Source organism: Sphingobacterium sp. DR205, from assembly GCF_011064245.1.
Classification (GTDB): Bacteria; Bacteroidota; Bacteroidia; order Sphingobacteriales; family Sphingobacteriaceae; genus Sphingobacterium; species Sphingobacterium athyrii.
Map to the genome: position 1 here is coordinate 3,910,411 of NZ_CP049333.1, position 14,377 is coordinate 3,924,787.

At 36.7% G+C, this 14,377-nt stretch carries 12 protein-coding genes; 11 read left to right on the forward strand and 1 reads right to left on the reverse strand.

Annotation, left to right across the window (positions count from 1 at the left end):
• Positions 1 to 33: 33 nt before the first annotated feature.
• The 3 genes from G6053_RS16845 (at position 34) to xpt (ending at position 3,922) form a co-directional block, all read left to right on the forward strand.
• Complete coding sequence (locus G6053_RS16845) at positions 34 to 1,230, forward strand: proline dehydrogenase family protein (protein WP_165307315.1); 1,197 nt, start codon at positions 34 to 36, stop codon at positions 1,228 to 1,230.
• Between the two features lie 283 nt (positions 1,231 to 1,513).
• Positions 1,514 to 3,292 carry an AMP-dependent synthetase/ligase gene (locus G6053_RS16850; protein ID WP_165307317.1) on the forward strand — a complete coding sequence of 593 codons (1,779 nt, stop codon included), beginning with the start codon at positions 1,514 to 1,516 and terminating at the stop codon, positions 3,290 to 3,292.
• A 54-nt stretch (positions 3,293 to 3,346) separates the two neighbouring features.
• On the forward strand, positions 3,347 to 3,922 hold the full coding sequence (gene xpt, locus G6053_RS16855) for a xanthine phosphoribosyltransferase (protein ID WP_165307319.1): 576 nt from the start codon (positions 3,347 to 3,349) through the stop codon (positions 3,920 to 3,922).
• 72 nt (positions 3,923 to 3,994) lie between these two features.
• Here the strand turns inward: xpt and G6053_RS16860 are convergent, their stop codons facing one another.
• Entirely contained in the window at positions 3,995 to 4,480 is a 486-nt protein-coding gene (locus tag G6053_RS16860) for a hypothetical protein (RefSeq protein ID WP_165307321.1), read from the reverse strand.
• 178 nt (positions 4,481 to 4,658) lie between these two features.
• Between G6053_RS16860 and mnmE the strand changes: the two genes are divergently transcribed.
• The 8 genes from mnmE to G6053_RS16900 all read left to right on the forward strand — a co-directional run bounded on the left by mnmE (position 4,659) and on the right by G6053_RS16900 (position 14,377).
• Positions 4,659 to 6,038: a tRNA uridine-5-carboxymethylaminomethyl(34) synthesis GTPase MnmE gene (mnmE, locus tag G6053_RS16865; protein ID WP_108633654.1), complete on the forward strand. Its 1,380-nt coding sequence runs from the start codon at positions 4,659 to 4,661 to the stop codon at positions 6,036 to 6,038.
• A 271-nt stretch (positions 6,039 to 6,309) separates the two neighbouring features.
• On the forward strand, positions 6,310 to 6,927 hold the full coding sequence (locus G6053_RS16870; protein WP_165307323.1) for a helix-turn-helix domain-containing protein: 618 nt from the start codon (positions 6,310 to 6,312) through the stop codon (positions 6,925 to 6,927).
• 207 nt (positions 6,928 to 7,134) lie between these two features.
• A complete protein-coding gene (locus G6053_RS16875) occupies positions 7,135 to 8,196 on the forward strand; it encodes a site-specific integrase (protein WP_346774507.1) in 1,062 nt (353 codons plus the stop codon).
• 132 nt (positions 8,197 to 8,328) lie between these two features.
• The gene (locus tag G6053_RS16880; protein WP_165307326.1) at positions 8,329 to 8,664 is read left to right on the forward strand and encodes a helix-turn-helix domain-containing protein; all 336 of its coding nucleotides are present in this window, start codon (positions 8,329 to 8,331) and stop codon (positions 8,662 to 8,664) included.
• Positions 8,665 to 9,192: 528 nt separating this feature from the next.
• Entirely contained in the window at positions 9,193 to 10,044 is an 852-nt protein-coding gene (locus G6053_RS16885) for an RteC domain-containing protein (RefSeq protein ID WP_165307328.1), read from the forward strand.
• Positions 10,045 to 10,430: 386 nt separating this feature from the next.
• A complete protein-coding gene (locus G6053_RS16890; RefSeq protein WP_165307330.1) occupies positions 10,431 to 10,745 on the forward strand; it encodes a helix-turn-helix domain-containing protein in 315 nt (104 codons plus the stop codon).
• 77 nt (positions 10,746 to 10,822) lie between these two features.
• On the forward strand, positions 10,823 to 12,277 hold the full coding sequence (locus G6053_RS16895; protein ID WP_165307333.1) for a DUF3945 domain-containing protein: 1,455 nt from the start codon (positions 10,823 to 10,825) through the stop codon (positions 12,275 to 12,277).
• An 18-nt stretch (positions 12,278 to 12,295) separates the two neighbouring features.
• Positions 12,296 to 14,377 carry a type IA DNA topoisomerase gene (locus tag G6053_RS16900; RefSeq protein WP_165307335.1) on the forward strand — a complete coding sequence of 694 codons (2,082 nt, stop codon included), beginning with the start codon at positions 12,296 to 12,298 and terminating at the stop codon, positions 14,375 to 14,377.

The window sequence follows — 14,377 nt, forward strand, 5'->3', positions numbered from 1 at the left end:
ATTGCTACATTTGCCTTATTGCAAATAAAGATTATGATTGAGAATTCTGAGCCCAGAACATTGTCCTTTGATAATACAGAGATTGCTTTTAAAAGTAAAAGCGATAAGGATTTAGAAAGAGCGTATTGGTTATTCAAAATAATAGCGAATAACTTTTTGACAAAAGTAGGTCCATCCATGACCAACTTTGCGCTGAATATTGGACTGCCGATCCAAGGTATCATCCGAAGTACAATCTTCAAACATTTTTGTGGAGGAGAAACCATCGCGGGTTGCGAAACAGCGATCAATGAATTGGGTGAAAATGGCGTCGGAACCATCCTGGACTATTCAGTTGAAGGTGAAGAGACAGAAAGTGCATTTGATGCCTGCTGTGATGAAGTGTTACGTACGGTCATTGCTGCAAGCAAAAATAAATATATCCCATTTTCAGTTTTTAAGCCAACAGGATTAGGTCGTTTTGAATTGTTCGAGAAGGTGAATGCAAAAGAAACATTAACAACATCGGAACAAGCTGAATACCAACGTATGTTGGATCGTACGGACCGCATCTGTAAAGCCTGTCACGAAGCTGGGGTAAAGGTCTTGGTCGATGCCGAGCATTCCTGGATCCAGGATGCTATTGACGATATCGCTCGCGAGATGATGGAGAAATACAATATGGAAAAACCTATTGTCTATAATACCTATCAACTGTACCGCAGCGATAAATTAGCTTCTTTAAAAGCTGATTTTGAATATGCCAAGGTAAGGGGTTTCCATATGGGAGCAAAAATAGTACGTGGTGCCTATATGGAAATCGAACGTGCCCGTGCCAATCAAATGGGGTATGCAGACCCGATCCAGCCGAATAAAGCGGCTTCTGATAGAGACTATAATGATGCAATTGAGTTTATACTGGATCACTTGGATAGCTTTGGACTGATGGCTGGCACGCACAACGAAGACAGTAGCATGTTATTGGCCAAGGAAATTGACAGACGTGGTATCGACAGATCTTCAGACCGTATTTATTTTGCACAACTTTTAGGAATGTCAGACAATTTGAGTTTCAACTTGGCTGCACATGGTTATAATGTTGCCAAATACATGCCTTACGGACCAGTGAAGGCTGTTATGCCATACCTTTTCCGAAGAGCACAGGAAAATACCTCTGTTGCCGGAGCCACAGGCCGGGAGCTCGGGCTTTTGATCAAGGAAAAACAAAGAAGAAAAGCTAGTCGTCGATAACGACTAGCTTTTCTTTTACTGCTTCCCATTAAATTCTGCCTTTTTTAACCTGCAATAGATCCTCGTTATTTCGCAAATCCGGATAGCGTCACGGCTCCCTTACTCCCAAGAGCTTGCGAATAGCTGAAATAGAGCTGCTTTCCAGTCTACCGTATCGAAGTGTGCTAATTACAACTTGATTCCCAATTATTGAAACAATTATTTATGTTTGCAAACTTTTCCCTTAAAATAAAGTTCATAGGAAGAAGGTGTCCCCACGGGATACAAAGTATATATATTTGAAATGGAGGAAAAACTTAGATTATTTGATCTTGCCCGTCATCAGATCAGCAAATATCCCGATCTTGACATGTTTGCACATAAACTGGATGGCAAGTGGAACTATATCAAAACGGCTGATTTTCTTAAAAAAGTAGACAATCTTTCCAAAGGACTGATTGAGCTTGGCGTCAAACCTAACGAAAAGGTTGGTCTTATCGCGGGCAGCAGTATTGAATGGCATATAATAGATTTCGCAATTCAACAAATCGGTGCAGTAGTTGTCGCCATCTATCCCAATATTACTGACGCTGACTATCAGTACATTTTTAATGATGCTGAAATCAGGGTTTGTATTGTCAGCAATAAGGGCTTATTTGACCGTTTGATGAACCTGACCACATCGATCTATACCTTAAAATATATCTTCTGTATTTCCGATCAGGAGTCTACACGAAGCTGGAATGAGCTCAACGACCTAGGGGGCGACTGTCCAAATGAAAAATTAACGCAATTGCGTGATCAGATCAAGCCTGATGATTTGGCGACACTGATCTATACCTCCGGCACCACAGGAAAGCCAAAAGGTGTCATGCTCTCCCATAATAATATTTTTTCGAACGTACTTGGTGCAGCTGAAATTACTCCATGTAAAGCATACGACCGGGGTCTCACTTTTCTACCTCCCTGTCATGCTTACGAACGAATGGTACTGTATACTTACATCTACTTAGGCTTTACCATACATATTGCCGAATCTTTTGACAAAATTGGTGATAATTTAAAAGAAATAAAACCGCATATCATGACTGTGGTTCCCCGTATTCTTGAGAAGGTTTATGAAAAAATCATGAAAACGGGACATGAACTCACCGGATTCAAAAGAAAAATATTTGATTGGGCGGTAACCGTTGCAGAAGAATATGATCCGAATCCCGCAAAAAGAAGTTTCGCTTATACAATGAAGCTTAAACTAGCCAAACAACTTGTGCTCAATAAATGGTATGAAGCACTCGGTGGCGAACTCTTGACTGTCGCCTCAGGATCAGCATCATTACATAACAGGCTGACAAGAGCGTTTTTGGCGGCAGGTATTCCGCTATACGAAGGATATGGCATGACCGAAGCCTCGCCTTTGATCTCTGTCAACCATTACATGAAAGGAGTCCGTATTGGTACAGTCGGGCTACCCGTGCGCTTTGTAGAAATCAAACTCGCGGAGGACGGCGAGATATTGGTCAAAGGACCCAATGTGATGATAGGATATTACAAAAATAAAGCTGAGACTGACAAAACCATTATTGATGGATGGTTGCATACCGGCGATATCGGCAAATGGGAAGACGAGAAATTCCTGAAAATCATAGACCGCAAAAAAGAAATGTTCAAAATATCCGGTGGCAAGTATGTGATTCCACAACCTATTGAAACAAAACTTGTCGAATCCAAATTTATTGAACAGGCCATGGTTATCGGTGATGGCATGAAATTCGCCTCTGCCTTTATTGTGCCCAATTACGCTCACTTATTGGATTGGGCCAAAAATGACGCACCTGAACTCGCCGATATGACCAAAGAGGACTTTCTGACAAATCCAGTCATTATCAAAAAGGTGAATCAGGAAGTGCGTCGCGCCAATCAGCATTTCGGCAACTGGGAACAAATCAAAAAACCTATTATTCTAAGAGATGAATTCACGATTGAAAATGGCGAACTGACGCCGACATTAAAAATGAAACGTAAAGTCATTCTCGAACATCATCAGGAAGAATTCAATAATCTATATCAGATGGAGACCGATTGATCTCAATCACTCCTACTTTAATGTATTTTCGCAATTATCAATAAAAAGTATCACATGAAATTATTAAAGGATAGAATCCTTAATGACGGCAAAAGCCTCGCTGGGGGCATACTCAAAGTAGATAATTTCATCAACCACCAGATGGATCCCGTGTTGATGAAGTCTATTGCGGTAGAATTTGTCCGTCGTTTTGCAGATCTACCCATCAACAAGATCATAACGATTGAGGCCAGTGGCATCGCACCGGCTATTATGTTGGGATACCTCTTGGAACTCCCTGTTGTTTTTGTCAAAAAGGCTAAGCCCAAGACTATGGGCGATATGTATGTTAGTGAAGTACATTCTTTTACTAAAAACCGAACCTACGATATATGTGTAAGCAGAGAGTTTCTCGCGGCGGATGACAAAGTGCTCTTTATTGACGATTTTCTAGCCAATGGCAATGCAGCATTTGGCATATTAGATCTCATCCAACAGTCTGGCGCAACATTATTGGGTATGGGCTTTATTATTGAAAAGTCCTTTCAGGAAGGAGGCAAAAGATTACGGGAATTATCCGATATCCGAATAGAATCTTTAGCACGCATAAAATCTTTGGAAGTGGGTAAAGTCAGCTTCGAAGAAGATTAATGGCACAAATAAAAGCCTCATTTCTGTCAAGAGTGAGGCTTTTAAGCTTAAACAACAAGATAAATTATATTTTTAATCCCAACGGTAGTCATCGTAAAAATCTTCGGGGTGTCTGCTGATAGGCACATCTTTTACCACGCGTATATTAGCTGCACCCAGGTTAACATTCAACATAAAAGAAGGTACACTTGCAGAAAAACTCCATTGTCCATTTCTCATATAAACATATCCATTTCTATAAGGGTCGTAGAATGTTTTATAATCCCTAAAGTAAACGTGGTGTCTATTATCATATCGATGTGCCCTCGCCCATGCTGGAGGTCCATGTCGGTATCCTTTGCGGTAATTCTTGGCTACTTTATTGTAGTACTTCCGCTCTTCCTTTTCTCTTTTTTCCCAATATTTGCGTTCTTCCTTATCCCTTTTTTCCTCGTATTTTCTATACTCTTTATCATGCTTCCATTCTCTATCATTTCCGCGGTGTTGAGCTGACGATTCTTTCGGAGTTATCAAAGCAAGTCCTCCTATTGCCAATGCGAAGTATAATATCTTTTTCATAACAACACAATTAAATTTGTAAATCAAGTACCCTATCGCCTATTTTTTCACTTTTTTATAAGCGTTTCTATTGGTATGACTTTCGTGTTTGAACAAAGGTTTAATTGATCCCCATAAAATTAATTTGTCCGGATATGAATCCGTTCTCATTCCAGTCAATTTAACGTATCTTTGCAACATGTCCAATACAGGTTATATTACTGAAGATACGATTGTCGCATTGGCGACACCCTCCGGAGCTAATGGTGCGATTGCTGTAATTCGCGTTTCAGGTCAACAAGCAATTAAAATTACCAATGCCATTTTCAAGGGTAAAGACCTCAGTCAGCAAGCCTCCCACACGATTCATTTTGGAACCATCCGTGACGGTGATGAGATTATTGATGAGGTACTGGTATCCTTATTTGTCGCGCCCAATTCCTACACCAAAGAAAATTCAGTAGAAATATCTACGCATAATTCCAAATACATTATTGAGCGTGTTATTCATTTGCTTATCAAACAAGGCGCCCGGGCAGCCCGAGCTGGCGAATTCACGCTTCGTGCCTTCCTAAATGGCGGAATGGATCTTTCACAAGCCGAAGCTGTCGCTGATTTGATTGCCTCCAATTCCGCAGCATCACATCAAATAGCCATGCAACAAATGCGGGGTGGATTTTCCAATCAACTTAAATCCCTTCGCGAAGACTTGATTCATTTTGCCTCCCTCATTGAGCTCGAATTGGATTTTTCGGAGGAAGATGTAGAATTTGCTAATAGAGACCAGCTAAAGAATTTAATCAATAAAATTAAGGTAATTGTACAAAAATTGATTCTATCTTTTGAACAGGGAAATGTGTTAAAAAATGGCGTTCCCGTGGTCATTGCCGGTAAGCCAAATGTAGGCAAATCAACCTTATTAAATGCTTTTTTAAATGAAGAGCGGGCTATCGTGTCGGACATTGCAGGTACTACACGTGATACCATCGAAGATGAAATTAATATCCATGGGGTGACCTTTCGATTTATTGATACCGCAGGTATTCGTGAGACCGCAGATATTATTGAAGCAAAGGGAGTTGAGCGCACCCGTGCAAAAATGAAGCAAGCGAGACTTATTATTTATCTCTTTGATCCGCTACAGGACAAAGTAGACGAAGTGCAATCACAGTTGCAGGAAATTCAAAACCTTCAAATTCCATTTTTGACCATCATCAATAAGGCTGATCTATTATCTGACCAGCAAAAAGATGAATACGCTTCACTGAATCCCCTTTATATTTCGGCTAAAGAGCAAATCGGTGTTGAAGAATTAAAAGAAGAACTTATCAATAGAGTGCAGCTCGGAAATTTGAATACAGAGGATGTCATGGTCACTAATATCCGACATGTCGAAGCTTTGCAGAAAACATCTGACTCACTTGAGCGCGTACTTTTCGGCATTGATAATCCGGTCACGTCGGATTTTTTGGCGATGGATATCCGTCAGGCGCTATATCACCTTGGTGAGATCACGGGAACTGTGTCAACAGACGATTTACTGGATAATATTTTTTCGAAGTTTTGTATCGGCAAGTAAATAGGTAAAATAGAACAAAGTAAAACAAACCAACAAGCTACATATCAACACATTACAAAAATACCAATTTTGTAAGAGTTTGCGTGATTTTGGTTTGTTTTGCAACAATTTGCCCCCTATTTGCCCCTCTAGTTAATAATATTTTATTTTTTTAAACTCGGGAGAGATTATGTCACTTAAGGTACTCTAATGTAACTTATTGTACTTAATTGTACCTTATCGTACCTTATTGTACTGTAAAGTGTGTTTGATCTCCCAAAAATATGATATTATGAGTTCAAACATCAAAATTAAGAAGATTTGTCTCCATTGCAGACAAGAATTTATTGCCCGTACGACAGTAACAAAATACTGTAACCTTAAGTGCGCGCAGCGAGCTTACAAAGCGAATGCCAGGGAACTAAAGATTCAGCAAAGCAATTCCGATCAGCAAACCACAGCAAAAGAAACTAAATCAGAACAAAACCTAGCTTCCTACTTTGAGCTTAAAACACTTGATTATTTAACAGTACAACAGGCAGCAGTCCTATTGAATTGTGACCGCCGCACCATTTACAGATTAGTCAAATCTGGAAGACTCCCATCAGCGAATTTGTCAAGCAGAAGAATCCGCATACTAAAGAGAGATATAGACTTACTATTCGTTGTGCCGGAAAAAGTTGAAGACACTATTCCAGCTACTGGAGTTGAAATTGAAAATACTCCGTTGAAAAATTGCTTTACAATCGGACAAATCCTCAATGATTATAAGCTTTCCGAAACCTCACTACGTAGCCTAATCATAAGGCATAACATTCCAAAATTCCAAAAAGGTAAGTTCGTTTACATTCCTAAAAATCTAATAGAGCCAATTTTAAATAAAATACTGCTAAACGAGTATTGCGGATAGTTTAAAACATCATGATAATTGGCATTACTCAGCCAAATAATGCCTTCCAGTACATAAAATACTTGATGCATTTTATCAATGTTAATATTAACTCGAAAATTCAATATTATGACAAAGGTTAGATTAAGAAGGAAGACTATTTCCAACAATAGACAATCTTTATATTTGGAGATTTATCCCCCGATTTACAATCCTAAAACGGGTATAATGCAACGAAAACAATATTTAAAGCTTTATATAGATAATAGTGCTAAGACTTCAGTCGGTAGAGAACTAAATAAGGAAACGCTAAAATTAGCCGAACATATTAGAGCTCAACGGCAAATTGATTTACAGAATAGAAAATTCGATTTCATTTCAGAATCAAACATGAAATCAAACTTTGTTGATTTTTTTGAAGAGCAAGCTGAAAAAAGAAAAAATTGCTATAACTGGCAGATGTCTGTACGATATTTCAAATCATTTGCCGGTTCAAAAGTCCCATTTACAGAACTAAATGAGACCTTGTGTGAAGAATATGCAGACTATCTACTAGATGGACCTTCTCTAGGAAGATCCAAAATTAAAATTAAAAAAAATACAGCTGTTGCGTATTTTGGAAGATTTAAGCTTACATTACAAGAAGCATTTAAAAAGCGTTACATTCCGACGAACTTAGCATCAATTATAGAAAGCATAAGCCCACAGGAAACACATAGACCTTTCTTATTTATGGAAGAGTTGGATAGCTTGGCAAATGCATATTGTCCAAATGAAATAGTTAAAAAAGCTGGTTTGTTTTCTGCTACGACAGGTTTTCGTTATTCTGATGTTGAAACATTATTATGGAAAGAAATCCATGGCTCCGAAGGGAACTATTATATCCTTTATAATCAAGAAAAAACTGGTAGCGCCGAATATTATCCTGTGTCTGACCAAACCATTAAATTATTGGGACATCCTGGAGAACCGGAAGCAAAAGTTTTTGATGGACTAAAGTATGATCAAACTGTGCATGCCTTAAAAAAATGGCTGCTCAATGCAGGAATAAAGAAGCATTTTACTTTTCATGGATTCAGACACACATTTGCCACACTTCAAATAGCTGCGGGTACAGAAATTTACACAGTTTCCAAATTATTAGGGCATAAGGATATAAAAACTACGCAGATATATGCTAAAATAGTGGATAGTCTAAAAAAGAAAGCATCCGAAAAGATTAAAATCAATTTCTATGATATTAGTAAAGAGATTGCTAAAAGGCAAAAGCCTGACGACGCAACAGAATAGAAAATGCATAATAGTAATCCTTAAAAAGAGTTTTTAAAAAGTTATAACTATGCCAATTAAAGCCTAAATACGACATCGAATGCCAATCTAGAAATCATTGGTTGCTATTTCATAAAATTGAAAAAACAAATTATGAGATATACATTTGACCAGATCCCAAACATTCTAAAAAGAATTGACGAAAGATTAGATATCATTGAGGACATTTTGATAGATCGCATTCAAAAAGAGGCACCGGAAATGGATTTCATCGGCGCAAATGAGGCATGTGAAATACTTAAGATATCTCTTGCTACGCTTTATTCAAAGGTGAGTCTTCGGGAGGTTCCCTTTTATAAGAAAGGAAATCGACTTCATTTTTCGAAACTGGAGCTAATTGAGTGGATTCAAGAAGGCAAAAACAAGACTATCGATGATATCAACGAAAAAGCACGAGAAATAGCAAGAAAAATAGGTAAGCAGAAATGATGTTGATCATTACTGCTTATCTATTTTTAATTCATCCATAGTTAGGAAGTTGAAAAGATCCAGCGCTATTATTCCATTCATAATCTTACTTTCTAAAGTTTTTTCCGCCACCTTTAATTTAATAATTAATTAACTATATAGTTAAAATTATAATCGAATAGGCCTTAAATTGTCAATCTTAGCGTTTCAACTATGCCTAAGTATATATATAACATACTGTTAGTGATTTTCTTACTAAGATTATCTAGGTCTCACGGGCAAATATTGATTAAGCATGTGCGAAAATTGTTTTGCAATATTTTATATCTAACATTAATTTAAATTGCCTTACAATCAAATTATAAATATTCAAACAATTTTATCCAATAAGAATATTTAATCTGAATTTTATTAGCAATTAAATTACGTATTGAATAAATAACAAGCAAATACAATAAATCTAGCGGTAAGGTAAAAAAATATTCTATTTTTAAGATACTGATATCACTGGACCTGATAGTTAAAGAACCTTTTAAATATATTTTTAACATGATAGAATCAATTTATAAGACTTTTGTAAAACGTATTGAAAATCAAGAACAAAACATTACGCTAAATAAAGAAAAGGTAATTGAAGAAGCATACCAGATGACTATTGTTTTAAAAGAGCTTTTAAACGAAGCAAAAAACCAAGTTTTTGAAAGAGGATTTAAGGACAAGAATGAAGAGATTGTTTACTTTAAGAATATAAAACCCTTAATACTCGGAAGGCTAATCTTTTATAATAAAGTTTATAGGATCGAAACTTCCTGCCCCGCTAAAGGGGGCGATATCTACATAAGATATTTTGAGGAAGAACAGGAAAAACTCAATTATGAATTCAAAGAGCGTTTTATTGACTCAGATTTTTTCAGATATATTAAATCTGGTCGGACAGACCTGGATGAAAAGTACTTTAGATTAGGACAAATCGATATTCTGGAGGGGCTTAATAGTTATGTTTTTGAGATTGATCCGCAATCTTCCACTTACTACGATTATAAAGTAGCGCATATTCATGCCGATGAGCTTCTATATAATTACATCCAAAGAAGGTTGAATCCTGAAGACAATTACGAAGTTTTATTACAAGTCGGTGAGGCAAAAGATATTCTTTGGACGCATACAAAGAATGCCCTAATCGAATTGATTTACGCTCTGCATGCAGCCGATGCCATTTCTCATGGAAAATTAGGCATTCGAAAAATCAGCGGAGTATTTCAAATGTTATTCGGAATTTCTCTTAATGATTTACACAATAGCTTTCATCGAATGAAGGCCCGATCAGGCTCCAGAACATTATTTATTGACCAACTAAAACACACACTAGAAGAATATATGGATAAGGAAGATAGCTTTTAATTAGTTCTTCTTTATCATCAAATTATAACAGCATTCCCAATGCTGTTATTTTTTTTGTCTGCCTATATGTGTCTATGGGTAAAACAGGTGTGGATACAACTAAAAAAATAGCCAAACACCAATAACAACCTATATAACAACAAGTTAACGCAATTATAAAAAATAGATAAAAAATACCTTTTTGATAGACAGATATCGGAAAACAAACTCTTTGAAACATTTCAATTTTGTATAGCGGCATTTATGTTAGAAAGTCTTAAGGATCTACAAAAGCATGAAAGGAAAATGTAAGCAAAATTAAGCAATCAGATCAAGCATCTGAGTATAAACAGACTTTGCCAGCGACCTTGGTTAATAAATAAAAATGATAATCAAAAAGTAATGCTATGAACATAGACAGAATGGAATTTATCGCATGGATGGAACGTATTATGGATCGTTTCGACCTGATTTCAGAAAATGTGAGAGAGATCAAAAGAGGTAAAAGTGCTATTGATGGTGAAGAATTATTAGACAACCAGGACTTATTACATATGTTAAAGATCAGCAACCGATCATTACAGCGATATAGGTCGGAGGGCAAACTATCATATTATACAATCAGCGGAAAGCTCTATTATAAACTATCCGATGTACACCAGTTCATCCGCGATTCTTTTAACTCTCCAAATAAACAGACCAGGAAAAGTAGCGACAAATGATGCCTTCAACTTCCAATTTGCCCTACAGCATTGCTATATAAAATAATTTGTTTGATATAACAATAAATACTTTAGCTATGAGCACCATTGAAAAAGAAAATCCAGGACAACCTGAAGAGCTATCTGATACACTCTTGGTATTAGATAAAGAGAAAAATAAGATCAGGGCAGTAAAAGGAATTAAAAAAAACAAAGGAGGTTCAGATCCGGAAAAAGGCGATCTGGAGACTGTTGAACCAATTAAGAAATATCAAAATTCATTTTTAAAATTAAATAAGAATGATGATTTTCTTTCCAATTTTTTTAAAAATTTCTTTAGTCAGCTTGATGATCCCACACGTTTTAATTTTTTTAAAGTACCAATAAAAACAGCGGTTGCAATAGCCCGAAAAATGCAACAGTTCGTCAATACGGCTACTGTTAAGGGTGAAGAACTAATCAAAGGACTAAATGCAATCGCCAACCCGCAAAATAATCAACAAACTATGGCAACACAACAAAACAGTACTGAGAATAGCAATCGTTATTCTGTAGACAAGATCGACTGGAAATCACTGAACGATCTCGGATGGACACGTGAAGAATTTGAGAAAAGTAATCTACTTGATTCTCTTTTGAAAGGTTATAAAACCAATGATCTCCTTCCAATCTCACTGAAAGTTGGCAATCAAGAATTTGCAACTGAAGCAAAGCTCTGGCTTGAACAGGGCAAAGATGGCAATGCAGAATTTAAAATGCTCTGTGTCAAAAAAGAGATTAACTGGGATGAGAAATTTCATGGGCATGAATTCACCGCAGAAGATAAAGCAAATTTACTCCAAACAGGAAATATGGGACGGACAGTGAATTTAGAAATGGAGGACAATAAAAAAATACCCCATTTAATCAGCCTGGATAGGGCAACAAAACAATTCATATCCTATCCTACTGCCGACATCCGTATAGACGATGTTATCAAAGGTATTACCCTTTCGCCAGAACAAAAAAACGTACTACTGGAGGGCAAACCTTTGTACCTCGAAGGTATGCTGTCCAAAAAAGACACCTTATTCAATGGAGAAATTCAATTCAATGCATTTAAAGGTCATATAGAATTTCAATTTAATAAAGGAAATGCAAACAGTTTAAATCAAGAACATACTGAAACTGAAAACAGGGAAATTCCAAAGGTCTTCAGGAGAAAAGAGTTTACTTATGACCAATATACTAAACTCTCAACAGGTCACACTATATATATTTCCGATTTCAAAGACGCAGCTGGTAAAGAGTATCCAGGATATGTTTCATTTAATAAGGAAACCCATACAATGGATTTCAACTTTAGAAACCCGAATAAAATTAAAGAGCATGCTACACCTGCAGAAGGACACAAAACACAGGTGGCTGTGAATACCGAAGGAAAGACAAATGAAGCTACAAAAAACCTTAAGGAACCTCTAAAATCTGGACAGACAACACCTGTAAATAGGAAACAGCAACAGAAGCAAAATGAAAATTCAACCACTTCGAGAAGGAAAGGGCGAAAAGTATAATCTTAAAAATTTTAAAGTATGAAAGCAATAATAGCTGAAAAACCAAGTGTAGCCCGTGAAATTGCCAGTCTTTTAGGAGCTGACGAAAAAAAAGATGGGTATCTTATGGGGAATGGATATTATGTTACCTGGGCGATTGGCCATCTAGTGACCTTGGGTATGCCATCAGATTATGGAATAACGGGTTTCCAACGGGGAGCCCTACCGATTTTACCAGATCCATTTTTGTTAACCGTACGAAAAATAAAAAAAGATAAAGGATATCTTGACGATCCAGGCGCATTAAAACAATTAAAAGTTATAGAACAGGTTTTTAAACTTAGTACAAGTATCATAGTCGCTACAGACGCAGGAAGAGAAGGGGAACTTATTTTTCGATATATATACAATTATTTAAACTGTGAGAAGCCATTTGAGCGACTGTGGATTAGCTCTCTAACAGAGAAAGCCATAAATCAAGGGTTTTCAGACTTAAAACCTGGAAATGATTTTGATGGTTTATTTCAAGCTGCACAGGCCCGTAGCCGAGCTGACTGGATCGTAGGGATAAATGCTACCCAAGCTCTCTCCATTCAGGCAGGAAATGGAATCTATTCTTTAGGCAGAGTTCAAACTCCTACTCTTAGTTTGATCTGTAAAAGATATTTTGATAATAAGAATTTCAATATTGAAACATATTGGCAAATTGAAGCTAAATACTGTAAGGATGGGATAAACTTCTCAAGTTTATCCCAAAAAAAATGGGCTGATAAAACTAAAGCCAGTGAAATTTTAAAATCGATTCAACGATCGGGAAATGCCACAGTCGTTTCTACTATCTCCAAAATAGTCAATGAACAACCACCATTGTTGTTTGATCTTACTTCACTGCAAAAAGAAGCGAATAAAAAACTGGATATGACAGCTGAGGAAACGCTCTCCATAGCACAAGCACTTTACGAAAAGAAATTCATAACCTACCCAAGAACTGGTAGCAAGTATATTTCAAATGATATTTGGCCTGAACTCCCGGAATTAGTTAGGACTTTAGAAAAAAGGGTAGATTTCAAGCAACGTATAAGCCACATTAAATGGGGCCGTTTCAATAAAAGAATTGTCAATGACTTAAAAGTTACAGATCACCACGCCCTATTGATCACCGACAAGCTTCCATCAGCCCTTTCTAACAAAGAAAATGCAATATATGACATGATTGCAATTAGGTTGTTAGAAGCAATTTCCCACCACTGCATAAAAGAAATAACAGATATCAAACTTGAACTCCTGCATTATGAATTCGGAGTAAAAGGTTGCCAAATTATAGATCCAGGATGGCGTGCAATCAAAAATCATTTTTATGATGAAGATAAGAATGAAGAAGCCCCAATTGAGATTCCCACTTTAAAAGAAGGGGAAATATTAAAAATTAATGATTCAAATATTGTAGAGAAAAAAACCCGTCCTCCTGCCCTATTTACAGAAGCAGGTCTCTTATCTGCGATGGAAACAGCGGGTAAGCAAATTGAAGACGAAGAGGAAAGAAAGTCGCTAGATCAAATTGGTATTGGAACTCCCGCTACGAGAGCCGCTATCATTGAAGTATTATTTGACAGAAATTATATAATAAGACAAAAGAAAAATCTCATTCCCACGGAAAAAGGCATTCAGGTTTATGAACTTGTAAAGGATAAAAAGATCTCAAATGTTTCTATGACTGCTGAATGGGAACTTGCATTTCAAGGAATTGAAAATGAAACCTTAAGAGCTGAAATTTTTCAAAAGAAAATGGAAGCATATGCGCATAATATCACTGAAGAACTCCTTGAAGCAAATATAAAATCTATTATACCAGATTTAGCGTGTCCTAAATGCAAGGATCATAAATTAATTTTCAATAATAACGCGGTTAAGTGCCCTGATAACAGCTGCGGTTGGTTTCAGTTCCGCATAATATGTGAAGTACCACTCAACGATAAAGAAATTGAGAACCTCGTAAAAAATAAAAAGACATCACTTCTTAAAGGTCTGAAAAGTCGAGCAGGAAATAAGTTTGATGCATATATCGTGCTTGATGATAGCGGAAAAACTTCATTTGAATTTGTAAAAAAGAAAAAAAGGTAA